Here is a 26,679-nt window from a genome sequence, read left to right on the forward strand (position 1 = left end):
ATGCCGACGGCCGAGCACTTCGGCCGTCGGCATATCGCTGTCAACGCGGGGTCCGGAGATGTCCCGCATCGCCCCGGTGCCGCAGGACTTCGAGTCCCGCCACCGCTGCGGCCGCGACGACCACGTGCATCGTCACCAGTGCGACAGTGCTCGCGGTATCGAAATCGGCCACGACGGTCCCCTGGATCGTGGCGAGGGGCAGCAGTGCCCCCACGACCTGCGCGATCCTCAGGAACCCGCTCCACCACAGACTCAGCAGTGCCGCGAGGGCAAGTCCGGCCGCGAGCGGGCCCGCGGTCATGAGCACGACACCACCGGGCGCCGCAGAAGCCACGGTGCCGGCGTCGGTGTGCTCGAACGAACCGCCGGCGGCGAGTCCGACGAGCCACACGACGAGATTGACCACGAGCGCAAGCAGCACGGTCGCCACCACGACGACGAGCCTGCCCGGAAGGCGCACAGCGGCGGAAACAGAAGACGATCGAGAAGTTTCGGGCGCAGTCATGAATCCTCCTGAAGGGTGCTGTCATTCGACGACACCCATCGTCCGACCTCGAGTCGGCTCGAGGTCAAGACCTCGACCGCGCCCGGTGCCGGCGGAGGTCAGCCCACGTCTTCGGCGAGCTCCATCCACTGCTCCTCGGCGGCTTCCTTTTCCGCCACCACCTCACGCAGTTCGGCGTCGAGTTTCTGCAGCTTGTCCGGCTCCGTCGCGGCCTCGGCCAAACGCACGTGCAGCTTCGCCTCGCGCTCGTCGAGCTTGGCGATCGCGCGCTCGAGGCGTGAAAGTTCCTTCCGCGCCGCACGTTCCGCCGCGCCGTCACGCTTCGCGGGTGCCACTCCCCCGGTGTCACCCGGCTTGGAGACGGTCGACGCCACGGACACCACGCCCTCGTCGCCCATGGCCGCGCGCCGGCGGAGATATTCCTCGATGCCGCCGGGAAGGTTGGTGAGCTTGCCGTCACCGAAGAGCGCCCACGTCGAATCACAAAGCCGCTCGATCAGGAACCGGTCGTGACTGATGACGACGAGGGTGCCCGCCCAGCCGTCGAGCAGGTCCTCGAGTTGCTGCAGCGTATCGATGTCGAGGTCGTTGGTGGGCTCGTCGAGCAGGAGAACGTTGGGCTCGGCCATGAGCACCCGCGTCAACTGCAGTCGCCGCCGCTCACCGCCGGACAGGTCGCCGACCGGCGTCCGCTGCCGCGCCGGGGTGAAGCCCAGCCGTTCCGCGAGCTGTCCGGCCGAGACCTCCTTGTCGCCGAGCATGATCCGCTCGGCGACGTCCTTGACGGCGTCGAGCACGCGCATGTCGGTGGGAAGGTCGTCGAGTTCCTGTCGCAGCCAGCCGATTTCGACGGTCTGGCCCTGAATGCGGCGTCCGGAGGCCGGTTCGAGCTCACCGGCGAGAGTACGCAACAGGGTGGTCTTGCCCGACCCGTTGACGCCGACCAGACCGATCCGCTCACCTGGTCCGAGCCGCCATGTCAGGTCGTGCACGAGTTCACGGCCGTCCGGGGTGGTCAGCGTCGCGTTCTCGAGTTCGATGACGACGCGGCCGAGGCGACGCTTGGCGAACGATGCCAGCGCAACCGAATCGCGCGGCGGCGGCACGTTCGCGATCAGCGCCTCCGCGGACTCGATGCGGTAGCGGGGCTTGGAGGTGCGTGCCGGCGCACCGCGCCGCAGCCATGCCAACTCCTTGCGCGCGAGGTTCTGACGCCGTTCCTCCATGGCGTCGGCCTGCCGCGATCGTTCGGCCCGCGCGAAGATCCAGTCGTTGTAGCCGCCCTCGTAGCTTTCGACCTTGCCGCCGACGACCTCCCAGGTACGGGTGGCCACCGTGTCGAGGAACCAGCGATCGTGGGTCACGACGACGAGGGCGCTGCGACGTGAGACGAGATGCTCGGCGAGCCACTGGACTCCCTCGACATCGAGGTGGTTGGTGGGCTCGTCGAGCACGAGCAGGTCGAGGTCCTGGACGAGAGCGGCGGCGAGCGCGACGCGGCGGCGCTCACCACCCGACAGTCCGTCCACGAGAGCGTCCAGACCGAGCTTGTCGATGCCGATCCCCGTCAGCACCGAGCGGATCCGGGAGTCACCGGCCCACTCGTGGTCCGCGACACCGAGCGGACCGAGAACGACCTCCGCGACGGAGGATCCGGGGGGCAGCACGCCGCGCTGGGTCACCACCGCCATCCGCAGTCCGCCGACCCGGCTCACACGTCCGGAATCGGGCTGTTCGATGCCGGCGAGGACCTCGAGCATGGTGGTCTTGCCGCCGCCGTTGAGACCGACCACACCGATGCGCTCGCCCTCCTGCACGCCGAGCGACACCGACTCGAGCAGCGGCTTGACGCCGAAGGACTTCGAGACCTGTTCGAGATTGATCAGATTTGCCACGTGGAACGTTGCCTTCCGGAGTGTTCAGTGATGTGCGGTGTCGGTGTCGACCACGACGCGGGCGCCCGGCACCGGGCCGGACGCGATGCGGACCGTGCGGCACACCCCGGCGCCGGCCAGTTCGGCGCTGACGGTGACGGCCGCGTGATGGTCTGCGACGAGGAACGCGCAGGTCGGCCCGGAGCCGGACACCAGGCCCGCGAGCGCGCCCGCGTCGACGCCCGCGCGGAGAGTGCGACGGAGTTTGGGATCGAGTGAGAGCGCAGCGGCCTGCAGATCGTTGCCGAGCAGCGGCGCGAGTTCGTGCGGGTCGCCGGACGCGAGTGCCGACAGGACGTCGTCGGAACTGCCGACGCGCTGGGGATCGCCCCCTGCACGCAGGCCATCGAGTTCGCGAAAGACGACAGGTGTGGACAGGCCACCCTTCGCCAACGCCAGGACCCAGTGGAATGTTCCCCGGGTGAGCACCGGCACGAGCCGTTCACCGCGACCTGTGCCGAGGGCGGTGCCGCCGTGCAAGCAGAACGGCACGTCGCTGCCGAGCTGGGCGGCAAGTCCGTCGAGTTCCTCGCGGGACGCTCCCAGTCCCCACAGGGCGTCGAGGGCGACGAGCGTCGCGGCCGCATCCGCACTGCCGCCGGCCATACCACCGGCGACGGGAATGCCCTTGGCGATGGTGATCGCCACCTCGGGTGCGCGGCCCGCGCGTTCGGCGAGCAGTTCTGCGGCACGCCACGCGAGGTTGGTCGAATCGGTGGGCACCGCGCCGGCGTCGGCACCGGTGACGTGCACGCTGAGAGTGTCCGAACCCACCACCGAGACCTCGTCGTAGAGCGACAGTGCCTGGAAGACGGTGTGCAGATCGTGATAGCCGTCCGGGCGCAGATCGCCCACCGCCAGATGCAGATTGACCTTGGACGGGGCCCGTACGGTGACGGGGGCCGGAACGACGGAAAGCACGAGTACACAGCTTACCCGCGTGCTGATACCGGGCCGGACCGCCGCTCGGTGAGCGGATGCATCGAGGCGCCCGCCTCAGATGCCGAGGACCACCTTCGCGATCATGAAGTACACGAGCAGGCCCGTCGCGTCGACGAAGGTCGTGATGAACGGGTTGGAGAACACCGCCGGATCGGCGCGGACCGCGCGTGCCAGCATGGGCATCACTCCGCCGACCGAGGCGGCCATGGTGCAGATGCCGAGCAGGGTCAATCCGATGACCAGACCCATCGACGGCTCGTAGAGCAGGGTGACCAGGACGAAACCCACGGTCCCGAGCAGCAGTCCGAGCGACAATCCCACGCTCAGCTCACGCAGGAACACCTTCCAGACGTCGCGCGGAGTCACGTCGTTGAGAGCGAGGGCACGTGTGACGGTCGTCGCCGCCTGGTTACCGGTGTTGCCGCCCGTGCCGATGAGCAACGGGATGAACAGCGCCAGCGCGACCATCTGCCCCAGCGTCGCCTCGAAGACCTCGAGGACCTGCACCGTCAGCGACGCACCGATGGCCAGCACGAGCAGCCACACGACGCGGGAACGCACGATGGCGAACACCGGGGTGGTCAGATACGGCTGCCGGAGCGGTTCGGTGCCGCTGATGCGCGCCTGGTCCTCGCTGTCGGAGTCTTCGAGAATCCGCAGCGCGTCGTCGAAGGTGAAGATTCCGACGAGCCGGGTCTCACTGTCGACGACCGGCAGGGCGAGCCGTTTGAGGTCGGCGCATCGCCTGGCGGCCTGTTCGCTGTCCTCGGTGGCGTACGCCCAGTCCGGGCGTCCGGCGATGTCGGCGATCAGCGCGTCGCGGGGGGCTTTGAGCAGGTCGCGCAGGCTCACCACGCCCACGAGGACCCGCGCGCGATCGGTCACCGGAAGCGTGTAGATCGTCTCCGCGTCCTCGATCCGCCGCTCGAGTTTGTCGAGGGTCTCGGCAACTGTGAGGTCGGGGTGGGTGACGACGTATTCCGGGCTCATCCGGCGCCCGATCGATCCGCGCGGATACCCGAGGATCTCGGCGGTGAGATCGCGCTGGTCGGGCGGCAGGCCGTGGAGCAGTTTCCCGGCGACCGTCGCGGGCAGTTCGTCGAGCAGACCGACCCGGTCGTCGGGCTCGAGTTCGGCGAACAGCGCGGCGACGTCGTCGTCCTGGAGCGCGCCGACGAGGCTGCCCTGAAGTGCGGGGTCGAGTCCCTCGAACACGGTCATGGCGCGGTCCTTGGAGAGCAACCGGTACACGATCGCGCGTTGCGTCGGGTCGAGTCGTTCGAGGACGTCGACGACCTGTCCGGTGGTGAGTTCGCCGAGAACGTCGGTCATCGCCGGCAGATCGGTGCGCGCGAGCGCGGCCTCGACCGCCTTGACTGCGGACTCGCCTCCTGCAACGCGGGACTCACTCACCGTTGCACCTTATCGAAGGAACCATGTCGGGCTTCGGCCCGATGAGGACACCTACGGTCCGCAATTCGTGCGAGGGTCGATCCATGCGTGAAACCTCGGCCCGACTGTTGCGCCTTCTCTCGCTTCTCCAGATGCGACGGGAATGGTCCGGCAGCGAACTCGCCGACCGACTCCGGATCACGACGCGCACGGTCCGGCGGGATGTGGAGAAGCTGAGGGAACTCGGGTATCCGGTGGAGGCGACCGTGGGAGTCGGTGGCGGTTACCGGCTGGGAGCCGGCGCGGAGATGCCGCCGCTGCTGCTCGACGACGACGAGGTCGTCGCCGTCGCGTTGGCGTTGCGCGCGGGCGCCACCCACGCGGTCACCGGGATCGGCGACGCCGAAGCTCGGGCCCTCGTGAAACTGCGGCAGGTCATGCCGTCACGGATCCGTATCCGGCTCGAAGCGTTGCAGGTGGACGTGGTGGACCGCGGTCCTGCCGAGTCGGCGGTGGACGCGGCTCTGCTGTCCACCATCGCGTCGGTGTGTCACGCCCACGAGCGGTTGCGATTCGACTACCGCACCCATAACGGGGCGTCGTCACGGCGCGAGGTCGAGCCGCATCGGGTGGTGCGTGCCGGACTGCGCTGGTATCTCGTGGCGTGGGATCTCCAGCGCGACGAGTGGCGTTCGTTCCGCGTGGATCGGATGGAGCCGAAGATTCCCACCGGACCTCGCTTCACTCCTCGTGACCTTCCGGCGGGTGGGGCCGCGGAGTTCGTCTCGAGGGGGATCGTGAGCGGCACGTGGGTGGTGACCGCCAGGATCCTGTTTCATGCACCGTTCGAAGCGGTCGCGCCGAAAGTGGACGAGCGGTGGGGCACGATCGAACCCGTGGACGACGATCACTGCGCGGTGGTCCTGGGCGGAAGCTCGCTCGAGTCGATTGCGCCGTGGCTCGCGGCATTCGACGTCGACTTCACCGTGCTCGACCCACCGGAACTGCGGGAGGCGTGTGGGCGGGCTGCCAGGCATCACGCGGCGATCGCCGAGCGGTACCTACGGGCGTGACCCGGCGGTACCGAACTCGTTGGGGCCCTTACACATACAGCTGGGCCGGCACCCAAGAACGGGTGCCGGCCCAGCCGGAGAAAGTTGGTGTCAGCCGATAACGGTGACGCCGGTGGCCTGCGGGCCCTTCTGGCCCTGGCCGATCTCGAAGCTCACGCGCTGGTTCTCCTCGAGGGTGCGGAAGCCGCCGCCCTGGATCTCGGAGAAGTGCACGAAGACGTCAGCGGATCCATCGGCCGGAGCAATGAAGCCGAAGCCCTTTTCGCCGTTGAACCACTTCACGGTACCTTCAGTCATACTGTTTCCTTAAGCAGGCAGGACGCACAAAGACTGTCCTGTCTCGTCGGGAGACTGTGTGTCTCCCGGGTCTGTCACTACACGATTTGAAACGATTCCGTGGGGGCTATCGCATCCGCTCGCAACCAGAAATGTGCGAGGGGCTAACCACAAACACACAACCTAACGACCAGATTCCATTAGATCACAGATCGGCACCGACCGCCAGTGCATGGTGGGTGGGCTCACACGGCCGCACTGCGCACCGGCCCTCACCCACACAGCGAAGGGGCACTACGACCGTCATCACGAAAACGGTTGAAACTCTTGGAAATACAGCTGGGCCGGCACCCGAGAACGGGTGCCGGCCCAGCCGGAGAAAGTTGGTGTCAGCCGATAACGGTGACGCCGGTGGCCTGCGGGCCCTTCTGGCCCTGGCCGATCTCGAAGCTCACGCGCTGGTTCTCCTCGAGGGTGCGGAAGCCGCCGCCCTGGATCTCGGAGAAGTGCACGAAGACGTCAGCGGATCCATCGGCCGGAGCAATGAAGCCGAAGCCCTTTTCGCCGTTGAACCACTTCACGGTACCTTCAGTCATACTGTTTCCTTAAGCAGGCAGGACGCACAAAGACTGTCCTGTCTCGTCGGGAGACTGTGTGTCTCCCGGGTCTGTCACTACACGATTTGAAACGATTCCGTGGGGGCTATCGCATCCGCTCGCAACCAGAAATGTGCGAGGGGCTAACCACAAACACAATATCCAACGACCACGATCAGTAGATCACATCGAGACCCGGCTGCACCAGAACTGGTGACCCGGATCACATTCTCAGTCGACGGAAGCGAGTCGCACGAACGCGGCCGCGTCGAGCTTCTCCCCACGCGCCGAAGGATCGATTCCTGCGGCGACGAGCCGGCGCTCCGCCTCTGCGGGAGAGCCTGCCCATGTGCTCAAGGCTGCTCGTAAAGTCTTGCGGCGCTGAGCAAATGCCGCGTCGATGGCAGCGAACACCTTCTTGCGGTGCACGGCGTCGGTGGGCCACGGCGGCTCGGCGTAACGGTCGACCCGAACGAGCCCGGATTCGACCTTCGGCACCGGCCAGAAGACCGCACGCCCCACCGCGCCCGCCCGCCGGACATCACCGAAGAAGCGTGCCTTCACACTCGGCACGCCATAGATCCGGCCACCCGGCTCGGCCGCGAGTCGATCGGCCACTTCCGACTGAACCATGACCAATGCCGTACGCAGCGAAGGAAATTCGGAGAACAGGTGAAGAAGCACCGGCACGGCGACGTTGTACGGCAGGTTCGCCACCAACGCGGTCGGCGCCGCGGGAAGATCGCCCGGCAGCACCTTCATCGCGTCCATGTGGACGACGTCGAGCCGGTCGGCCAATTCGGGCGCACGCTCGGCGACGGTGGCGGGGAGGCGTTCGGCGAGCCTCGGGTCGAGCTCGACGGCCACCACACGATCGACGACGTCGAGCAGGGCGAGCGTGAGCGAACCGAGACCCGGCCCCACCTCGAGCACCACATCGTCGCGGCCGACACCGGCGACATTGACGATGCGACGCACCGTGTTGGCGTCGTGGACGAAGTTCTGTCCGAGCTGCTTGGTCGGACGCACCCCGAACTCCTCCGCGAGGGCGCGGACCTCTGCGGGTCCGAGCAATGCGGCAAGGCCGCGGGGAGAAGCCGGGGTGGCGTCTGGAGAATCTGCTGGCACGAGGCGAACCTAGCGCACGGGCCGGGGCGTCATGCGCACCACGAGGTCATCGGGAGCACTCAGCGCAGCCCGAGCTTGCTGGTGCACGAAGGCCACGCGCCCCAGCCCTGACCGGCCTGAACCTTCTCGGCGACCGCGATCTGCTGCTCGCGGGTCGCGAGATCGGCCCGCGGAGCGTACTGGGTTCCGCCGAATGCGGCCCATGTCTGCTGCGTGAACTGGAGACCGCCGTAGAACCCGTTCCCGGTGTTCGCCGCCCAGTTTCCGGTCGCCTCGCACTGCGCGAGCGAATCCCACGTCGATCCGCGGCCCGATGCGGGAACGGCCGGCGGAGCGGGCTTGGGCTTGGTGCCCACGCGCACCACGGCGGGTGCGGGCTCGGTCACGACGCCCGAACGGGTTTCCGTGCGCCCGACCTCGACCCCGTTGACCATGTGCACGTCGAAAGTGACTTCACGCTCACCCGGCGCACCCGGATGGTCGTGGGCGACTTCGCCCTCGAACATGCCGGGGTCGTCGACCCGGTTCTCGGGCTGAGCAATGGGCTGGCGCTCGGTGCGGGACTCGACACGGTCGCGGGTCACCACGATCTCCATGCCTTCGGCAAGCCGGGCATCGAGCGGAGGATTCACGGAGTCGGCCTGCTCGAGCTTCAGGTTCTGGCTCTCCAGAAGATCGCCGACCGTCGGCGCTGCGACCCGGATCTCGGCAGCCGGGGCGCCGTTGTCCGCCAGACGCACGTTCTTGGCGTTGACGACCTCGAGGTCGGTGCCCTCGAGCGGAAGACGATGCGAACGCGACGCGGAGACGTACACGTCGTCACCCAACCGGAACTGGGCCAGCGCTTCGTCGACGGTGAGCGCGGTCGTCCACACCGAACGGCTCTCCCCGTCGACGGTGAGCTGGATTTCCCGGGCCCGACGCAGCACGAGCGTGTCGCCGTCGGAGACCTTCGCGTCGACCGCGGGTGCCACGACGTCGTTCTCGCCGACGACGTAGCCGGCGTCTTCGAGGACGTCGCCGACGGTGGAACTCATGGTCCCGAAGGCCCGCGTTTCCCCGTCGATGTCGAGGGTCAAGTCCTTGTGCTTGACGAGAGCCGTAACCCCACCCGCCACAAGAGTCACCAAAAGCGCGGCGACAACGGCGAATAACACCGGGGATTTCGAAGAGTTGATCTTACCTAGAGGTGACACGACAAATTCCAGTCAGAAGGCAACATTGATAACGACACGGTAACGAACCCATATTGTTATGGCAACTCGATGCCTTTTACCTGCGTTTATAACGAAAAACCCGTAGTTACAATTCGTGATTTCAGGGGCAAATAAATGGCGCTTCGGAGTGGTGGAAATGTCCGATACCAGAGGTATTTGTGACCGGTCTTACAGCGCTCGGATATATCACTGCATTTCACGGATCATCCAGGCGAGAATCGCCCGAATCTGCAGAAACCGGACAGAAAAGAGAGAGAGAGGCTGCGGGTGATGCACCCACAGCCTCTCTCCTCGCACTCGCGACTACGCAGCGCGGAGAAGCGGAATCTTCGGCGCGAGGAATCGGTCGATACTGAACGCGCCCGCACCGACGACGGCGAGCAACAGCGCGCCGAGTCCGAGCGCGGTGACGAGTTCGAACCCGCCGTCGGCGGCGTACACGCCGTTGTCGACGTGCGCGATGAAGAAGGCACCCGCCATGACGAGGAACAGCAGGACCCCGAACACCGGAACGAGGACGCCGAGGATCAATGCGAGACCGCCGAGTACCTCCACCCACGTGGCCACGAACGCAGTGACGGCAGGGACCGGAGCACCCATACCCTCGAATCCGGCCTTGGTGCCCTCGTATCCCCAGACGTTGAGCTTCTGGAGGCCGTGAACCAAGAAGATGAGGCCGATGCCGAGACGGGCGACCAGGATTCCGATGTCGCGGGCGAGCGTGCTGTTCACAGAGGGGGGGCCTTTCGATGAGCGAGGCCGACGGCCCCAGCGCGTGATGCGGCAAGTAGTTGACGCGACAACCAAACTAGCAGAGATGGTTGTAGGTTCAACTACAAGGGGGCTCACTCAGGTCTGGTGCCCGCGAATGCCTCTCCGAGCAGGCGCCGCACACCCGCGAAGGTCACCTCGCGGGGATTCGGGTACGTCCGCTCCGTCGTGAGGCGTGCCGCCTCGTCGAGGTCGCTTTCGGCCATGCCGAGTTCGGCGAGCGTCGTCGGTCCCCCCGCCGCGACGATCAGGTCGTACACGCCGGACCAGCCAGAGGGATGGGCATTCCGGCGATGAAGTCGACGTCGTACATCACCGCCTCCGGCTGGATGTGCGGCGACGACCGCGTCACCTTCACCCCCTCGCTGGTCTCCCCGAGCACCGGAGTCACCTCCGAACCGGCGAAGGTGGTCGGCAGAATCACCTGGTCCAGCCCGGTGCGAAACGCGAGCGCTTTCGCGAGACCGGTGGTCGAACGTCGAACCACCACCCACGGCGACGATCACATCCACATCACTGACCGCCATCCGGACGATCACGCGTTCGGTGACCTCGACGGGAGTGTGCATCACCGCGCCGTCGAAACGATCGGCCGGCAACGGTCCGAGCGCCTCCTCGACGACCGCAGCCTGGCTACTCACGTGTCGACCCGCGAGCAACAGCACCCGCGAAGCACCGAATCGACGCACCTCGTCGGCGACACCCGTCGCACAGCCCGCCCCGAAGATCACCCGGGACGGATGAGAGGTGTGGACGAAACTGCGCGTGAACCTACGGTCTCACGTGGGTACCGTGCCTGCGCGCCGCGTTCACGAAAGTCGATATACCCGTTCGGCGTTCGCTGTCGTCACGGCCGCGAGATCCTCGGCGCTCTCGCCTCGGATCTCCGCGAGTGCCCGCACCGTGTAGGGCAGGCAGTACGACTCGTTGGGAGCACCCCGGAACGGGTGCGGCGTGAGGAACGGCGCGTCGGTCTCGACCAGGACGAGTTCCGGCGGCACGAGCGTGGCCGCCTCGCGCAGCGTCTTCGCGTTCTTGAAACTCACGGTGCCCGAGAAGCTGAGCACGTAGCCGGCGTCGATGCACTCGCGCGCCATCTCGGGGCCGGACGAGAAGCAGTGGAAGATCACCGTCTCCGGTGCCCCCTCGTCGTGCAGAACGCGCAGGAGATCCGCGTCGGCTTCCCGGTTGTGGATCATCAGCGGCTTGCCGAGTCGCTTCGCGAGATCGATGTGCCAGCGGAAGCCCTCCTCCTGCTCCGCCGGTTCGGCGCAACCGTCGAGCTTGCCCGGCCAGTACAGATCGAGACCGGTCTCCCCCACCGCGACGCAGCGTGGATCGGCGGCGAGGGCCTCGATCTCGGCCCGGGTCGACTCGTCGAGACTGTTCGCGCGGGTCGGATGGATCGCGACGGCGGCGAACACCCGCTCGTCCCAATGCGCGGCGCGGACGGCGAACCGCGCGGCCTCGAGGTCGTCGGCGACGGTGACCACGCGCCCCACGCCCACGTCCGCGGCCCGATCCACGATCGCGGCGGTGGTCGCCGCGTCCTCCGCTCCACACGCATCGAGATGGGTGTGGGCGTCGACGAGCGGCGACAGCGGCTGTGGGGGTTCGGGGGCGGGACGGGCTTTGCTCACGCCCTATAAACTAGCGCCACCATGACTGCGCCTGATTCCTCCCGCCCGCCGTTCTACGTCACCACCGCGATCGCGTATCCGAACGGCGTCCCGCACATCGGGCACGCCTACGAGTACATCTCCACGGATGCGATCGCCCGGTTCAAGCGTCTCGACGGCTTCGATGTCCGCTTCCTCACCGGCACCGACGAGCACGGCTTGAAGATGCAGCAGACGGCGGCGAAGGAGGGAATCTCCGTCACCGACCTCGCGTCGCGCAACTCCGACCGCTTCGAGGCGATGGACAAGGCCTTGAAGATCTCGTACGACCGCTTCATCCGGACGACGGACGCGGACCATCTCGAGGCGAGCGCGGCGATCTGGCAGCGGATGGTGGATGCGGGCGACATCTACCTCGATACGTATGCGGGCTGGTACTCCGTCCGCGACGAGGCCTTCTACACCGACGCCGAGACCACGTTGCTGGAAGACGGATCGCGTATCTCGACCGACACGGGAACGCCGGTCGAATGGACCGAGGAGTCCACGTACTTCTTCCGGCTGTCCGCGTATCAGGACAGGCTGCAGAAGCTGTACGAGGAGCAGCCCGACTTCATCGCTCCGGCAACCCGGCGCAACGAGATCGTCAGTTTCGTCGCCGGCGGGCTGAAGGACCTGTCGATCTCGCGCACCACCTTCGACTGGGGCGTTCCCGTCCCCGGCAATCCCGAGCACGTGATGTACGTGTGGGTCGACGCCCTCACCAACTACCTGACCGGTGCCGGGTTCCCCGATACCGAGTCCGAGTCGTACCGGCGCTACTGGCCTGCCGACCTGCACATCATCGGGAAGGACATCACGCGGTTCCACACCGTCTACTGGCCTGCCTTCCTGATGTCCGCCGGTCTCGAACTCCCCAAGCGGGTGTTCGTGCACGGTTTCCTGTTCAACAAGGGCGAGAAGATGTCCAAGTCGGTCGGCAATGTCGTCGACCCGCTGGACATGGTCGAGCGTTTCGGTCTCGACCAACTGCGGTTCTTCCTGCTGCGCGAGATCTCCTACGGTCAGGACGGCAGCTACAGCCACGACGCGATCGCCGGCCGCATCAACGCCGACCTCGCCAACGACCTCGGCAACCTCGCCCAGCGCTCGCTGACGATGGTCGCGAAGAATCTCGAGGGGAAGGCCCCGGCCCCCGGCGCGTACACCGCGGAGGACGAGGCGATGCTCGCGCAGGCGGACGCGTTGCTCGACGAGGTGCGTGCGGAGTTCGACGTGCAGGCGCTGCACCTCGGCCTCGAAGCGATCTGGCGGGTCCTCGGCGAAACCAACCGGTACTTCTCGGCGCAACAGCCCTGGGTGCTGCGCAAGACCGATCCGGAGCGAATGGCGACAGTTCTCTACGTCACGCTCGAGGTCGTGCGCATCGTCGGGATCCTCGTCCAACCGGTGATGCCCGACGCCGGTGCGAAGATCCTCGACCTGCTCGGCCAGGATCCCGGCGCCCGGCAGTTCACGGACATCGGCACGCGTCTCGTGCCCGGTACCGCGCTCCCCGCACCGAGCCCGGTTTTCCCGCGCTACGTCGACGAGGACTAACCCCTCACCAGCAGATTCGCGGCACCCCATCGATCTTGTCGGTGGGGTGCGCCACACTCCGCTCATGCGGAGCGATAGAACATACATTCGAACGGACGAGTTGCACGCCGAGGTGCTCCTCGCCGAACTCGGAGATGTCTACGAGCGCGGCTGGCAACCGGCCGACATAGTGCACCTGACGGCGAGATCGGGCGACGAAACCGACGTGCCCCTCGCCGCGACGACGGTGCTGTTCCACGCGCACCGGGCGCGGGCCGCGGAACGAGCGCCCGAAGACTGGGTGCGGCAGTTGCGGGCCCTCGCCGACCGGTACCCGGATGCCGCCCGGCGGGCGACGCTTTCGCCCGGTCTCGGATCGTGCCTGCGCCACGCCCTTCCCGAGGTCTCGGGTTACCAGGTCGACGCGCTCGCCTTCACCTGGAAATACCTACCGGCGTTCACCCGTCTCGACCCGCCACCGTCGCAGTGGCCTCCGTTGCGTGCGCCCGGCGCCGCATCCGCCGCTCCAGATCCGCGCGTGCTCGAACGTATCCGCGGCCTGCTGTCGAAGGCCGAGTCCACGGACTTCCCCGACGAGGCCGAGGCCCTCACCGCGAAGGCACAGGAACTCGTGACGAGGTACGCACTCGGCTCCGTGCTGCTCACGGGTGCCACCCGTCTCTCCGATCCCGTGCGTGGCCGGCGTTTCCACCTCGACGGCCCGTACATCAAGGAGAAGGTGCTGCTGCTCACCGCGATCGGCGATGCCAACCGCGTCCGCACCGTGTGGTTCACCCGAGTGCAGATCGCGACCGTCGTCGGCGCGGTGCCCGACCTCGCTCAGGTCGACCTGCTTTTCACGTCACTGCTCGTGCAGGCCACCCGCGCGCTGAATGCCGCCGGGACTGCCGGACGACGCGGCGGGTCGGCGACCGCCTTCCGGCGCGCGTTTCTCACCGGCTACGCGAAACGGGTCGGTGAGAGGCTGCGCGAGGCCGACGCCCGGGCCACGGCGGGCGCCGCCGCCGATGCGCACGTCCCGGTGACCTCGCTCGCGCCGATCCTGGCGCGTCGCTCGGAGGCGGTCGACACCGAGTTCCGGCGCCTCTTCCCCACCACCCGGGCGTCCCGTAGTCGCGGGATCGACGCCGACGGGTTCCACGCGGGGCGCGACGCGGCCGAGTCCGCATCCCTCAAGGCAGGGCAGCACCCCATCGAGCGGTAACTCCCGCAGACCTTCCCCGAGACCCCTTCGCAGCAAACCGCAATCCGATGTCACACATCGCGCTCCACCGGTGTCCTATCGGCGACACATCCGAACGACACACAACCGGACCAGCGGAGGATCGAAATGACAACGCACTTCGACGTGGTGGTGGTCGGCGCCGGGTACGCAGGCGTCACCGCAGCGAATCGGCTCGCACGTCACCCCGAGGTGACAGTGACCGTGGTGAATCCGCGGCCGATGTTCGTCGAGCGCACCCGACTGCATCAGGTGGCGGCGGGTTCGGGGTCTGCTACCCACGACCTCGTCGGCCTGCTTCATCCACGCGTGTCGCTGCGGGTGGGTATGGCGGAACGGATCGAACCGGACGCGGTCACACTCGTCGACGGGACGGTACTGCGGTGCGACGCTGTCGTGTATGCCGTGGGAAGCGGTCCGGCGACGGGTGCCGTACCCGGGATGGAACGAGCGTTCTCCGTATCCGACCTCGAATCGGCGACAGCACTGCACAGCGCGCTCGCCGAACTGCCCGCCCACGCGCCGGTCGTGGTCGTGGGTGGGGGGTTCACGGGCATCGAAGTCGCCGCCGAACTCGCATCCGCACATCCCGGGGCCGAGCACAGCCTCGTCGGCGATCCGGGCGTGAACCTCCCCGACGGCACCCGGCGGTACGTGAATCGCACATTGACCAGTGCCGGTATCGACGTGCGACCAGGCGTCCGCGCGACGTGCGTGACCGAAGACGCAGTACTGCTCGACGACGGCACCGCGATCCCCGCTGCGTCAGTCGTCTGGACCAGCGGATTCTCCGTTCCCGACCTCGCTCGTCGCAGTGGCCTGCCGGTGGACGACTCCGGCAGGCTCCGCGTCGACGCCACCCTGCAGGCGACGGACGGCACCGCCGTGGTGGGAGTCGGCGACGCCGTGACCGTCGCGGGCCAGGACCATATTCGGATGAGCTGCCAGGCCGCGATGCCACTCGGAGCGCACGGTGCCGACACCGTCTGGGACATCCTGCAAGGCCGCGCGCCCTCCCCGCTGTCGCTCCGGTTCGTCGCCCAGTGCCTTTCGCTCGGGCGCCGCCGCGGCGCGGTGCAGTTCACCGCACGCGACGACACCCCCACCCCTTTCTCTTTGCGCGGCCGGATCGTCGCGCCGGTGAAGGAATCGATACTGCGTGGGACGATCCTGTCGATGCGACGACAGGCTCGGGGCCGCGACCTCCGATCGACGGAAGGTCGCGGCGCGGGCATCACCCCACCCGCGAGGAGTGTGCAGTGACGGCCGACGACGTCTTCACCGAACACCGGGGGCTGTTGTTCTCGATCGCCTACGAGATCACCGGCAGCGTCGCCGACAGCGAAGACGTCCTCCAGGACAGCTTCCTGCGCTGGGCCGCCAACGATCGGGCCGCGGTCGACAACCCGCGTGCATACGCGGCGCAGATCGTGACCCGGCAGGCGCTCAACAGCCTGCGCTCGACCCGCCGTCGCCGCGAGGAATACGTGGGCCCGTGGCTTCCCGAGCCTGTTCTCACTTCGCCGGATGCCTCCGGCGAGGTCGAACTCGCCGAGTCCGTGTCGCTGGCGATGCTACTGGTCCTGGAAACGTTGAGCCCGCTCGAACGGGCAGTGTTCGTGATGCGCGAGGTGTTCGGATTCGAGCACGCCCGGATCGCCGAGACCGTCGACCGCCGCGAGGACACCGTGCGGCAGATCGCCCACCGGGCGCGCGAACACGTCCGTGCGCGACGCCGCCGGTTCACTCCCGCGGGCGACGAGGCGAACCGGGTGGTCGTCGAGTTCATGACCGCCGCGACCACCGGCAACCTCGCCGCCCTCCTGCACCTGCTGTCGCCCGACGTCGTGTACATCGCGGACGGAGGAGGCAAGGTGACCGCAGCGCGGGTTCCGGTGACCGGCGCGACCCGGGTGGCGCGGCTGTTCGGCGGACTCGTGCGACACCCACTGCCGGACATGAGAATCGAGGCCGTCCCGGTCGGCAACATGCCGGGATTGCTCGTGTACTCCGGTGACAGACTCGATCTCGTACTCCAGTTCGAGGTCGACAACCGCCTGATCACGGGTGTGTACGTGGTCCGCAACCCCGACATGCTCGCGCATCTCGGGGCTCGCCCGGAGGCTGCCGGGCCGGTCTGACAAGCTCGAGCCATGCGGATGGAACGGCTCGGGCGCGGCGGCTCTCCCGATCGGGTTCTCGCCTCCCTCGCGGAACGTGCCCGGCGTCTCGGGGTACCGCCTCCCGCGGGGGTGGCGGGCGACTGGTTCGGCTCGGCGGCAGTGATCGCACCGTCCCTGGCCACCGGCGCGGTCGACCCGCCCGAAGCCTTCGCGTGCCCCGATATCCGGTGGGCGCGTACGCCCGACGGCCCGGCCGTCGGCGGCGGCTGGATCGGGTACCTCGCCTACCCGGACGGATCTGCTGCCGGTCCGTCGCCGGACCACTCCGGGCTGCCCGCCGCCGCCGGCGGTTGGACCGACACGGTGCTCAGGCTCGACGCCGACAGGTGCTGGTGGTACGAGACCCTCGGTGATGCTCCGTGCCCACCCGACCTGGCTTCCGCCGTCGCGGAGCCCCAGGTCTCGCAGACGTCCTGGCACATCGACTGGTCGCCGCCGCACCGCGAGACGCACCGGCGCGGCGTCGAGCAGTGTCTCGCCGCCATCCGTGACGGCGAGGTCTACCAGGCGTGCGTGTGCACCCGGTTCACCGGCACCTGGACCGGTGATCCCCTCGCGTTCTTCACGACGGCGATTGCTCGCACCTCACCGTCACGTGCCGCCTACGTGGAAGGACCGTGGGGTGCGGTCGCGTCGCTGTCGCCCGAACTGTTCGTCTCCCGCCACGGCGACGCACTGAGGTCCAGTCCGATCAAGGGAACACTCCCGTTGTCCGCCGACCCGGCGTTGCTTCGGGCGTCGGTGAAGGACGTAGCCGAAAACATCATGATCGTCGATCTCGTCCGCAACGATCTCGGGCGTATCGCGGAGATCGGAACCGTCACCGTCGACGAACTGCTTGCCGTCCGTCCCGCGCCCGGGGTGTGGCACCTGGTCTCGACGGTGACGGCCCGCTCGGGGCAGGGCGTCACCACCGCAGACCTCCTCGACGCCGCGTTCCCGCCGGCGTCCGTCACCGGATGCCCCAAAATCCGGGCGCGCGACCTGCTGCAGCAGTGGGAGCCGCATCCCCGGGGTGTCTACTGCGGCACCGTCGGCATGGCGAGTCCGCTTGCGGGCACCGAACTGAACGTCGCGATCCGCACCGTCGAATTCGGTGCGGGAACCTGCGTGCTGGGAGTCGGCGGTGGCATCACCATCGACTCCGACCCCGACGCCGAATGGCAGGAGTGCCTCGACAAGGCCTCGAGCATTCTGGCTCTCAGCACACCTCGCGACCGGGCAGGGGCAGATCGAACTGCGGCAGGAAGTCGCTGACCCGTCCGGACGTGGATCGACAGACCCGCTCGGCGATGGTCGACGCATCGAGATCCCACATCCGGAGCACCCCGTCGCCTCCCGCGGCGACGACCGAACCGTCCGGGCGGAACACGACCTGCCAGCGTCCGACCCCGGTATCGGTGATGGGCCCGCCGACCTCGCGCATCCCGTCCGCATCGGAGACATCCCACAAGCGGATCGTGCCGTCGTCGCTGCCGCTGATCGCCCTGGTGCCGTCCCGCGTGATCGACACCGAATAGACGGTGCCGGTATGTCCGCGAAGGCCGGTGGGTCGCGCGGTGAAGTTCCCGGCGGCGTCCCGGTCCCACATCAATACGCGGTGGTCGTCGCTGCCGGTGACCAATACGTCTCCGTCCCGGCCGAACGCTGCCGCGTTGACCCCGGCGTCGTGTCCACCGTCGACCGCGACGGGCGTCGCCGCTCGCGGATCGGTGATGTTCCAGGCGTAGATCCTGCTGTCGGCACTGGTCACCACGAGGCTTCGCCCATCGGGGCTGATCGTGGCGCTACGCACCAGGTTGCCGGGACCGGTGAGCGGATCTCCCCAGGGCACGGGCCTTGCGGGGTCGGCGATGTCCCACAGTTGCACGGAGAAATCGTCCGCGCCTGTCACCAGCGTGGCCCCGTCCGGTGAGAACGCCAAGGCAGAGGTGAACCGTGTTCCCAAAGGAACCGGGTCGGCGAACGGTTTGGGGGCTGCGGGATCGCGGACGTCCCAGAGTTGGACGCTGCCGCCGGACGTGGGTGCAGTCGCGAGAATCGTGCCGGAGGGCGACAACGCGGACACATAGGCGCCGCCGAGCGGCCTGGGCAGGGTGACACTTCCCGCGCGCGACCAGTCGTCTGCCTCGTCCACCCGCCACAGCGAGACCGACGGGCCGTAACTGCCGGTCGCGACGAGAGTTCCCGACCGGCTCACGGACGGCTTGGTCAGAGCGGCGTCGACGACGGAGATCCGTGTGTGCGGCATCGTCCAGACGCGCAGGTTGGCGTCCTGTCCTCCGGTGATCACCGTGTCGCCGTCCGGGGTGACCGCCAGGGTTGCGACGCCACCACCGTGCCCGGTGAGGGCGGGGCTGATCTCGTCGAGGTACCGCTGATCCGGGTCGATGTCCCACAACTTGGCCGTGCCGTCCCACGACGCGCTGGCCAGTGTTCGCCCGTCGGGAAGGAACGCGATACTCCAGACGCCCCCGGTATGCGCGCGGATCGGGACACCGACGGGATACGCGGCCCGCGGATCGCTGACGTCGAACAGGCGCAGCACCCCGTCGTCGCTGCTGGCCGCGAGGGTTTTCCCCTCGCCACTGAAGCTCACCGAATGCGCGACGTCCTCGAATCCTCTCAGCGGTTCCCCGAGAGGAACCGGCGCGGCGCGGTCGGTGACGTCCCAGAGCCGGACGGTGCGGTCGTCGCTGGACGTGGCCATCACGTTCCCGTCCGGCCGGAACGCCACCGTGCGGACGCCACCCTCGTGTTCCCGGACCGCCGCCACCGGAAAGCGACCCGACGTGGGATCGGACGTGTCGACGAGCACGACGGTGCCGTCGTCGTAGGGCACGCCGAGTACGCGGCCCGACGGGGCGTACCGCACGTTGTGGACGGCGCCGGAAGCGAATACCTGCTGGTCGAGCAGCCGCCGCGGGGCCGAGTAATCGGAGACGTCGAAGATCCACACCGCACCGTCGCCGCTGCCGGCCGCGAGATACCGGCCGTCGGGGCTGAACGACACCGACGCCATGTATTTCGACGACAACTCGAGCGGATCACCGATCTGCGCGGGCCCCGATTCACCTTCGAGCGACCAGAGGCGGACGGTGCCGTCGTCGCTTGCAGAGGCGACGACGGATCCGTCGGGGGACACCGCGGTGCTGTACACCGGGCCGGTGTGACCCCGGAGCGTGTTGGCGAGCGGGACACCTTGGGTCGCGATGAGGCGCGAGTATGCGACGTCGCTGTCGGGCCGCAGATGAGCGGCCGCCAGCGCCAGATGCGACGAGGTGGTCGGGTCCTCCTCGCGCATGGAGTCGGAAAGGGCGATGATCTGCTGGAACTGGGCTGTACTGCGCGCGGCCTCCGCACGTCCCTTGGCCACCCACGCGACCCCGCTCATGACCAAGGCTGTCAACGCCGCGAGTGCCAGGCCGGCGATGACGGCGCGCCGTCGGCGTCCGTGCCAGGCGATCTGTCTCCTCGACGCGTCGAGGAACTCCACGGCATTCGGTCCGAGCGCGACCACATCGTCCGTATCGGGCGCCGACGCGAATTCACCGAGGCGGGGATCCTGTTCGGCGATGACATCCAAACGTCCACGTTGGTAGAGCAAGCCGCGGTTTCGTCCGCTCTCTATCCAGGTGAGGGCATCGGCTTCGATTCTCTGACGCAGGGCGGCGTCGGCCCGGTCGTCCTGGATCCAGGATTTCAGGCGCGGCCAGGCGTCGATGACCGCGTCGTGGATGAGTTCGACGCTTCCGGCATCCGCGACCAGTACACGCGCCGAGACGAAATAATCGACGACCTGCGCTGCGGCGTCCCGGTCGCCGCCGGCCACCGCGAGCAACTCCGGCAGCGGGCGGGCGATCTTCACGTCGGTGCCGGTCGCCGTCACGTACACCAGGTGCACGAGCATGGCCCGTGCCCGTCCACGATCGGCCTCGCCGAGTTTCTCCCACGCACGTTCGGCGCTCGCCGCAATGGACCCGCGGACACCACCTGTCGCGCGGTACGCGGAGACCGTGAGCGCTCCACCCGACCGTTTGTCCCACAGCGTGTCGAGCAGGTGCGACAGCAGCGGCAACTCCTTGCCGCTGATCTCGCCGTCCGCGAGACCTCCGAGGTCGTGGAGGATCAGGTCCACGAGACCGGCTTCGAGGCGCACCCCGACCATCCGTGCGGGAATCGTGATGACCTCGACGAGATCGGAGCGTTCGAGTGGCTGCACCGTCTTGGTGCGACGTTCGAGTGCGCGTGCGAGCACCGGAGACGTCACGGCCTTGTCGTAGAAGTCGGAGCGCATGGTCGCGACGACTATCGCGGGAGCGTCACCGACATGGCCGGTGGCGGCGATCTCGAGCAACCGCAGGAATTCGGTGCGCTCGGCGGCGTCGGCGCACTGGGTGAACAGTTCCTCGATCTGGTCGACGACGATGAGCAGCGTGGTGGCCGAGGTTCGCGCGAGTTCGTCCCGCAACACCGCCTGCACGGCGGCCGGGTCGGTGCGGTCCCCGACCTCGGCGAGTCCGGGAAGCAGTTCGCTCAGGCGTGCGACCGGGTGCGTTCCGGGAGTGAGTACGAGCGACCGGTAGTCCGATCCCTCGCTGCACAGCAGCGGGATCAAGCCGGCCCGCACGAGTGAGGACTTTCCGACGCCGGACGCGCCGGTGACGATAACGGGGCCCTGTCCGTGGGCGGCCGTCACGACGTCCGCGAGCGCACGCACGCTCTGGGCGCGGCCGAAGAACAGGCGGGCGTCGTTCTCCTGGTACGACGCGAGGCCCTTGTACGGGCGGACGCCCTGCGGCACCGCCGGTGGTGTCTTCTCGGTGCGTGGCGTGCCGCTCTGTCCGCGGGCGTTGGTCCACCAGGATTCCCACTGTTTGAGTGAGTAGAGACCCGTGACGGGCGGCTCGGAGTTCAGCGCGCGGGCCGCGCGGATGAGGACGACGAGCACCGGGTGGACCGATTCGAAACTCGCGGGTAACCGGGTGCCGCTCCGCCAGTCGCTCACGCGCTGGACGGACACGGCCCTGTCGGATCCCATGGCGCGTGCTACCGCAGCGGCCTCCGACACCACCTTCTTCAGTGCCGGCCGGCCCGCCGCGGCGAAGAGCATGCGGAGTTGGTCGGCGAAGAACTGCCGCTGCGCGGCACCGGGCTTCCGGCTGGTCTCCGACATCTGTTCCGCGCCCTTTCACCTCCCGTTTCCTCGCGGAGCGGGTCCCATCTGTCCGCTGCGGAATAATTCCTCACCGCGGTTGAGCTGGGATGATACCCGTTCCGCGCGTCATCGTCTTTGTACGACCCGCCGCGGACGAGGCAAAGTAGGTGCCACGCAAGGGTCACACCTTGCCAGGTGGGGTGAGGCCTCCGCGCTGATAGGGACTGATGAGGGGTAGCCCCGGTCCGCGCGGAGGAAGCCCGCTCGCCTTACACGCTGTCGGGCCTGTCGCCCGGCCTGTCGGCGGTCCGGTTCTCGCCGAGCAGATAGGGATCGCGGTCGAGGTACGCCTTCGTCTCCCGCGCGATCATTCCCGACAGCACCAGCAGGCCGATCAGGTTCGGCAAGGCCATCAGGCCGTTCATCACGTCGGAGAAGTTCCACACGACCTCGAGCTCGGTGGTCGCTCCGATGAAGATGACCACCACGAAGATCGCGCGGTAGGGCAGCACGCCTCGTGCCCCGACGAGCCGTTCGAGGCACCGTTCGCCGTAGTACGACCATCCGAGGATCGTCGAGAACGCGAAGAACACCACCGAGACGGCGACGATCCAGCCACCCCACTCACCGCCGAGACCGGTCGTGAATGCGGTCGACGTCATGGTCGCGCCGCGTTCGCCCGTCGTCCACGCCCCCGTCGTGATGATGACCATTCCGGTGAACGTGACGACGATGATGGTGTCGATGAACGTCTGCGTCATCGACACGAGTCCCTGGCGCACCGGGTGCGTGGTCTGTGCCGCAGCAGCCGCGATCGCCGCGCTGCCCATTCCCGACTCGTTCGAGAAGATGCCGCGCGCGACGCCGTAGCGCAGCGCCACCATGAACACCGAGCCGATGAACCCGCCCGTGGCGGCGGTGCCAGTGAAGGCGTCGGTGAAGACCAGAGCGAACGCGGACGGAAGCTCACCGATGTTCAGTGCCAGCACGAGGATGCCCGCGCCGACGTAGAGAACGATCATCGCCGGCACGAAACCGGCGGTCACCTTGCCGATCGACTTGATTCCGCCGAGAAGGACCGCGCCCGCGAGCACCGCCATCACGACCCCGCTGCCCCAGGTGGGCACACCGAACGTGTCGTCGAGCTGGGTGGCGACAGTGTTCGCCTGGGTCATGTTGCCGATTCCGAAGCTCGCCAGGACCGCGAACACCGCGAACAACAGACTCAGGACGAGGCCGAACCGGTTCGGGATCGCGCGCGCCAGGTAGTGCTGCGGTCCGCCGTTTTGTTCACCTCTCGCGTCGAGGCGGCGGTACTTGACCCCGAGGAACGCCTCCGAGTACTTGCTGGCCATGCCGACGAGGCCGGTGATCCACATCCAGAACAGCGCGCCCGGTCCACCGAAGTAGATCGCGGTGGCCACGCCGGCGATGTTGCCGACGCCGACGGTCGCTGCCAGGGCGGTGGTCAGCGCCTGGTACTGCGAGATGTCGCCTTCCGACGCACCGGGGTCGTGGCGGGTGATCAGGCCCAGCCGCAGCGCGGGCCACAGCTTCCGGAACTGCACACCGCGCAGTCGCACGGTCAGCACCAGGCCGGTGCCCAACAGAAGCGGAATCAGCAGGAACGGACCCCAGACCACCTCCGCTGTCTTGACGAAAAAGTCGTTCAGCGCGTTCATGTACTCCCCTGGTCGTCGATTCGACCGGGAAAGTGTAGGCGCTCCCGCGGGGGCTGCCTCGCGTCAGGTACGTCGGGCGTCGAGCACGGCGTCGTACAATTCACGCTTCGACACCCTGGTCCCGGCCACCTCTGCGCACGCGTCCTTCAGCCGCATTCCCTCGGCAACAAGGCCTTCCACAGCGTCGACCAGATCCTCGGGGTCGGTGTGCACGGCCGCGGCCCCTTCGAGCACGACGGTGATCTCGCCGCGCGCCCCGTCGACAGCCCATTCGGCCAGTTCCGCGAGGGTTCCGCGGCGAACTTCCTCATAGGTCTTCGTCAGCTCCCGGCAGACCGCCGCGCGCCGGTCACCGCCCAACACGGCCACCGCGTCGGCCAGGCACGCCGCCAGCCGATGCGGTGCCTCGAAGAATACGACCGCGCGCGCTTCGGTGGTAAGCGACTGGAACCAGGCGCGTCGCTGCCCCTGTTTCCGGGGCGGGAACCCGTCGAAGCAGAAGCGCTCGACCGGCAGACCCGACAATGCGAGCGCCGTGGTCACCGCCGACGGGCCGGGCAGACAGGTCACGGGCAGGCCTGCCTCCACACACGCCGCGACGAGCCGGTACCCGGGATCGCTCACGGACGGCATACCGGCGTCGGTGACCAGAAGAACCGTCAGACCCGCCTCCACATCCGCGACCAGGCCGGGCAGCCGAGACACCTCGACCTGGTCGTAGAAGCTGACGACCCGGCCGGTGATGGTGACTCCCAGCGCGGCGGCGAGCGAACGGGTGCGCCGGGTGTCCTCGGCGGCGATGACGTCGGCGGTACCGAGGGCATCGCAGAGTCGTTTCGATGCGTCCCCGATCTGGCCCATCGGTGTGGCGGCCAGTACGAGTCGTCCTTGTCCCGGGGACTGCGCCTGCGCCGGATTTACTGCCTGCATGGGGTTCAGCCTACGATCGGGACGTGACCGTGACGGACCACCGCCCTGATCCGGCGCCGGACCGCCGCCTGCTCAGCCCCGGGCCACTCGTCCCGCCGCCCGATCCCGGTCCCACCGACCGGGCCCGCGGATGGATCGTCACGGCGTTCGTCACCGCGCTCGCGGCGATCACCCGGTTCACGATGCTCAACTACCCCACCGACGCCAAGACGCCCGTCTTCGACGAGAAGCACTACGCGCCGCAGGGATGGCAGGTGCTCACCGGCGGCTGGATCGAGGACAACCCGGGCTACGGCCTGGTCGTGCATCCCCCGATCGGAAAACAGCTGATCGCGGTCGGTGAGGCCCTGTTCGGCTACAACGGGTGGGGCTGGCGTTTCTCGTCGGCGGTGGCCGGGGTGGTGCTCGTCCTGCTGGTCGTGCGCATCGTGCGGCGCATGACCCGTTCGACGATGCTCGGCGCGATCGCCGGCCTGCTTCTGGTCGTCGACGGCGTGACGTTCGTGTCGTCGCGCCTGGGAATGCTCGATATCTTCCAGGCGGTGTTCGTCGTCGGCGCGTTCGGGTGCCTGATCGTCGACCGCGACGACATCCGGGCGCGCATCGCACGTGTGCGGGCGGAGGGGCGTATCACCGACAGCCCGTGGGGTCCGCGGTTCGGTGTGCGCTGGTGGCGCTTCGGGGCGGGCATACTGCTGGGTCTGGCGATCGGCACAAAATGGTCCGGCCTGTATTTCATCGCGTTCTTCGGATTGATGTCGGTGGCGTTCGATCTCGCCGCGCGCCGCTCCTACGGGGTGCAGCGGCCCTGGATCGGGACGGCCCTTCGGGACATCCCTCCTGCCCTGTACGCGCTGGTCGTCGTCCCTGTGCTCGTGTACCTGGCGAGTTACTGGTCGTGGTTCGCCAGCGAAACAGGTGTCAACCGACACGCCGTCGGCAATCAGATCGGCCGGGACAGCACGTTCTCGTTCGTCCCCGACGCGGTGCGGTCGCTGTGGTACTACAGCGCCAACGTGCTCGAGTTCCACTCCGGCTTGACGAATTCGGCCGGCAACCAGCATCCCTGGGAGTCGAAGCCGTGGACGTGGCCGATGGGCCTGCGTCCGATGCTGTACTACTTCGCCGACGGCGAGAACATCTCCGGTTGCGGTGCCGAGCAGTGCGTCAAGGCGGTGATGCTCGTCGGCACCCCCGCGCTGTGGTGGGTGTCGCTGCCCGTCCTCGCGTGGGGACTGTGGCAGATGCTCGTCCGCCGCGACTGGCGGTGGGCCGCGATTCTCACCGGATACGGTGCCGGCATCCTGCCCTGGTTCGCCTCGCTCGACCGCCAGATGTACTACTTCTACGCCGTCCCGATGGCACCCTTCCTGGCGATGGCCGTCGCCCTGACCCTCGGCGACATCCTGGGTGGACGGCAAGCAACGCGGCGGCGGCGCACCGTCGGCCTACTCGTGGTGTGCCTCTACCTGGGCCTGGTGGTGGCGAACTTCGTCTGGTTGTGGCCCATCCTCACGGCGGTGCCCATCTCGCTCGAACAATGGAACTCCCAGCTGTGGTTGCCCAGCTGGCGTTGATCACGACGGTGGTTCGTCGAGGACCGTCTCTTCGATGTCCGGGTCGATGACGTCCGGATCGATCTCGCCGCTGTAGCGGGTCCCGTCGAATCGCCGCGCAAACCGTGCGTCCACGGTGCCGAGGAAGATCGTCAGCATCTCGAGCAGGTCGTTGAGGTGGCGCGGAACGAACGGGTCTCCGAGCATGTCGACGGTCGCGACGAGCCGGTCCTCGACGAGCACGACTTTGATGTGGGGCCAGTCGCGGTTGAGGTCGACGAGGGCTTCGGCCGCCCCGGACCGTTCGGCGATGCCGTGCAGGAGCGGCGCCCACAACTGGACGCGGTGGGCGGGGCGATCGACGATGACGAACACCGCGTGCGAGTCGAGGACGAGCACGAAATCGCCGTCGGCGTCCACAGGGGCCGGTCGGCCTAGGCGACGGGTGAGGGTGTCCGACACCCGGTCGCGGAGGGCGCCGTCGGCGAGCGCGTCGTCGGTGTGGAGGAAGATCGGATGTACGACGTTGCGGTGTCCCCGCAGCACGGAAACGACGTGACGTGCGAGTTCGTCGGCGTGTGCCACGGAACGGGTGACGGTGTCCGCACCGGCGACCGCCACCTCGACGCGGCCCTCGGGCCGGGGACATATCCGCACATAGGTGGCCGGTCCGTGTGCCGTGTCCATGCTGATCCCGATCGACTCCGACCCGGCAAGAGCGACGATGCGGTCGGCCAGGGTCTCGCCGAACCGGTCCCAGTCCCGGTCCAGGACTTCATCGAAACGGTCCTTCTCGGTCACGCGCACTCCTCTCGAAGAGCAAAGGCGGGCAGCGGACACGGTACTGCGGGCCACGGGCATGTCCGGGCAGGCGCGCGGATGATCTTGCGACTCGT

General features: G+C 67.9%; 21 protein-coding genes and 1 pseudogene. 7 read left to right on the forward strand and 15 right to left on the reverse strand.

Going from position 1 to position 26,679, the window contains the following annotated elements:
* Window positions 1–40: 40 nt before the first annotated feature.
* From AC0B44_RS01370 to mgtE, 4 genes are all read right to left on the reverse strand, one after another.
* Complete coding sequence (locus AC0B44_RS01370) at window positions 41–505, reverse strand: DUF6069 family protein (protein WP_471901135.1); 465 nt, start codon at window positions 503–505, stop codon at window positions 41–43.
* A 98-nt stretch (window positions 506–603) separates the two neighbouring features.
* Window positions 604–2,400 (reverse strand): ABC-F family ATP-binding cassette domain-containing protein, encoded by a 1,797-nt coding sequence (locus AC0B44_RS01375; RefSeq protein WP_471901136.1) that lies wholly within the window; start codon window positions 2,398–2,400, stop codon window positions 604–606.
* Between the two features lie 24 nt (window positions 2,401–2,424).
* A complete protein-coding gene (locus tag AC0B44_RS01380) occupies window positions 2,425–3,360 on the reverse strand; it encodes a 4-(cytidine 5'-diphospho)-2-C-methyl-D-erythritol kinase (protein ID WP_471901137.1) in 936 nt (311 codons plus the stop codon).
* A gap of 75 nt (window positions 3,361–3,435) precedes the next feature.
* A complete protein-coding gene (mgtE, locus tag AC0B44_RS01385; RefSeq protein WP_471901138.1) occupies window positions 3,436–4,794 on the reverse strand; it encodes a magnesium transporter in 1,359 nt (452 codons plus the stop codon).
* 83 nt (window positions 4,795–4,877) lie between these two features.
* On the opposite strand from mgtE, the gene AC0B44_RS01390 reads away from it, so the two are divergent.
* Window positions 4,878–5,846, forward strand: a complete 969-nt coding sequence (locus AC0B44_RS01390; protein WP_378528587.1) for a helix-turn-helix transcriptional regulator — start codon at window positions 4,878–4,880, stop codon at window positions 5,844–5,846.
* 90 nt (window positions 5,847–5,936) lie between these two features.
* Here AC0B44_RS01390 and AC0B44_RS01395 read toward each other — a convergent pair whose 3' ends face one another.
* The 7 genes and pseudogenes from AC0B44_RS01395 to AC0B44_RS01425 form a co-directional block, all read right to left on the reverse strand.
* Complete coding sequence (locus AC0B44_RS01395) at window positions 5,937–6,143, reverse strand: cold-shock protein (RefSeq protein ID WP_072699748.1); 207 nt, start codon at window positions 6,141–6,143, stop codon at window positions 5,937–5,939.
* Between the two features lie 368 nt (window positions 6,144–6,511).
* Complete coding sequence (locus tag AC0B44_RS01400; RefSeq protein ID WP_072699748.1) at window positions 6,512–6,718, reverse strand: cold-shock protein; 207 nt, start codon at window positions 6,716–6,718, stop codon at window positions 6,512–6,514.
* Between the two features lie 231 nt (window positions 6,719–6,949).
* A complete protein-coding gene (rsmA, locus tag AC0B44_RS01405; RefSeq protein WP_471901139.1) occupies window positions 6,950–7,846 on the reverse strand; it encodes a 16S rRNA (adenine(1518)-N(6)/adenine(1519)-N(6))-dimethyltransferase RsmA in 897 nt (298 codons plus the stop codon).
* A 59-nt stretch (window positions 7,847–7,905) separates the two neighbouring features.
* The gene (locus tag AC0B44_RS01410; protein WP_471901140.1) at window positions 7,906–9,042 is read right to left on the reverse strand and encodes a transglycosylase family protein; all 1,137 of its coding nucleotides are present in this window, start codon (window positions 9,040–9,042) and stop codon (window positions 7,906–7,908) included.
* Between the two features lie 324 nt (window positions 9,043–9,366).
* Window positions 9,367–9,795 (reverse strand): DoxX family protein, encoded by a 429-nt coding sequence (locus tag AC0B44_RS01415; RefSeq protein ID WP_471901141.1) that lies wholly within the window; start codon window positions 9,793–9,795, stop codon window positions 9,367–9,369.
* 113 nt (window positions 9,796–9,908) lie between these two features.
* Window positions 9,909–10,565, reverse strand: a pseudogene (locus AC0B44_RS01420) (iron-containing alcohol dehydrogenase).
* 78 nt (window positions 10,566–10,643) lie between these two features.
* A complete protein-coding gene (locus tag AC0B44_RS01425; RefSeq protein ID WP_471901142.1) occupies window positions 10,644–11,474 on the reverse strand; it encodes a TatD family hydrolase in 831 nt (276 codons plus the stop codon).
* A 21-nt stretch (window positions 11,475–11,495) separates the two neighbouring features.
* On the opposite strand from AC0B44_RS01425, the gene metG reads away from it, so the two are divergent.
* The 5 genes from metG to AC0B44_RS01450 all read left to right on the forward strand — a co-directional run bounded on the left by metG (window position 11,496) and on the right by AC0B44_RS01450 (window position 17,714).
* Window positions 11,496–13,052, forward strand: a complete 1,557-nt coding sequence (gene metG / locus AC0B44_RS01430; RefSeq protein WP_471901143.1) for a methionine--tRNA ligase — start codon at window positions 11,496–11,498, stop codon at window positions 13,050–13,052.
* Between the two features lie 64 nt (window positions 13,053–13,116).
* Window positions 13,117–14,256: a DUF2786 domain-containing protein gene (locus AC0B44_RS01435; protein ID WP_471901144.1), complete on the forward strand. Its 1,140-nt coding sequence runs from the start codon at window positions 13,117–13,119 to the stop codon at window positions 14,254–14,256.
* Between the two features lie 126 nt (window positions 14,257–14,382).
* Entirely contained in the window at window positions 14,383–15,537 is a 1,155-nt protein-coding gene (locus AC0B44_RS01440; RefSeq protein WP_471901145.1) for an NAD(P)/FAD-dependent oxidoreductase, read from the forward strand.
* Window positions 15,534–16,415 (forward strand): RNA polymerase sigma-70 factor, encoded by an 882-nt coding sequence (locus AC0B44_RS01445; protein ID WP_471901146.1) that lies wholly within the window; start codon window positions 15,534–15,536, stop codon window positions 16,413–16,415. The genes AC0B44_RS01440 and AC0B44_RS01445 overlap by 4 nt, the downstream gene beginning before the upstream one ends.
* A 12-nt stretch (window positions 16,416–16,427) precedes the next feature.
* Complete coding sequence (locus AC0B44_RS01450; RefSeq protein WP_471901147.1) at window positions 16,428–17,714, forward strand: aminodeoxychorismate synthase component I; 1,287 nt, start codon at window positions 16,428–16,430, stop codon at window positions 17,712–17,714.
* Here AC0B44_RS01450 and AC0B44_RS01455 read toward each other — a convergent pair.
* The 3 genes from AC0B44_RS01455 to rsmI form a co-directional block, all read right to left on the reverse strand.
* On the reverse strand, window positions 17,659–21,633 hold the full coding sequence (locus AC0B44_RS01455) for an nSTAND1 domain-containing NTPase (protein ID WP_471901148.1): 3,975 nt from the start codon (window positions 21,631–21,633) through the stop codon (window positions 17,659–17,661). The two genes, AC0B44_RS01450 and AC0B44_RS01455, sit on opposite strands and share 56 nt — an antisense overlap.
* Window positions 21,634–21,884: 251 nt before the next feature.
* A complete protein-coding gene (locus tag AC0B44_RS01460) occupies window positions 21,885–23,297 on the reverse strand; it encodes an alanine/glycine:cation symporter family protein (RefSeq protein ID WP_471901149.1) in 1,413 nt (470 codons plus the stop codon).
* 63 nt (window positions 23,298–23,360) lie between these two features.
* Window positions 23,361–24,227 carry a 16S rRNA (cytidine(1402)-2'-O)-methyltransferase gene (gene rsmI / locus AC0B44_RS01465; protein WP_471901150.1) on the reverse strand — a complete coding sequence of 289 codons (867 nt, stop codon included), beginning with the start codon at window positions 24,225–24,227 and terminating at the stop codon, window positions 23,361–23,363.
* Between the two features lie 23 nt (window positions 24,228–24,250).
* On the opposite strand from rsmI, the gene AC0B44_RS01470 reads away from it, so the two are divergent.
* Window positions 24,251–25,804: a dolichyl-phosphate-mannose--protein mannosyltransferase gene (locus tag AC0B44_RS01470; protein ID WP_471901151.1), complete on the forward strand. Its 1,554-nt coding sequence runs from the start codon at window positions 24,251–24,253 to the stop codon at window positions 25,802–25,804.
* On the opposite strand, the gene AC0B44_RS01475 is transcribed toward AC0B44_RS01470, so the two are convergent.
* Window positions 25,805–26,584 (reverse strand): T3SS (YopN, CesT) and YbjN peptide-binding chaperone 1, encoded by a 780-nt coding sequence (locus AC0B44_RS01475; RefSeq protein WP_471901152.1) that lies wholly within the window; start codon window positions 26,582–26,584, stop codon window positions 25,805–25,807.
* Window positions 26,585–26,679 lie beyond the last annotated feature (95 nt).

The sequence above is a fragment of the Rhodococcus sp. NPDC019050 genome, assembly GCF_055664235.1.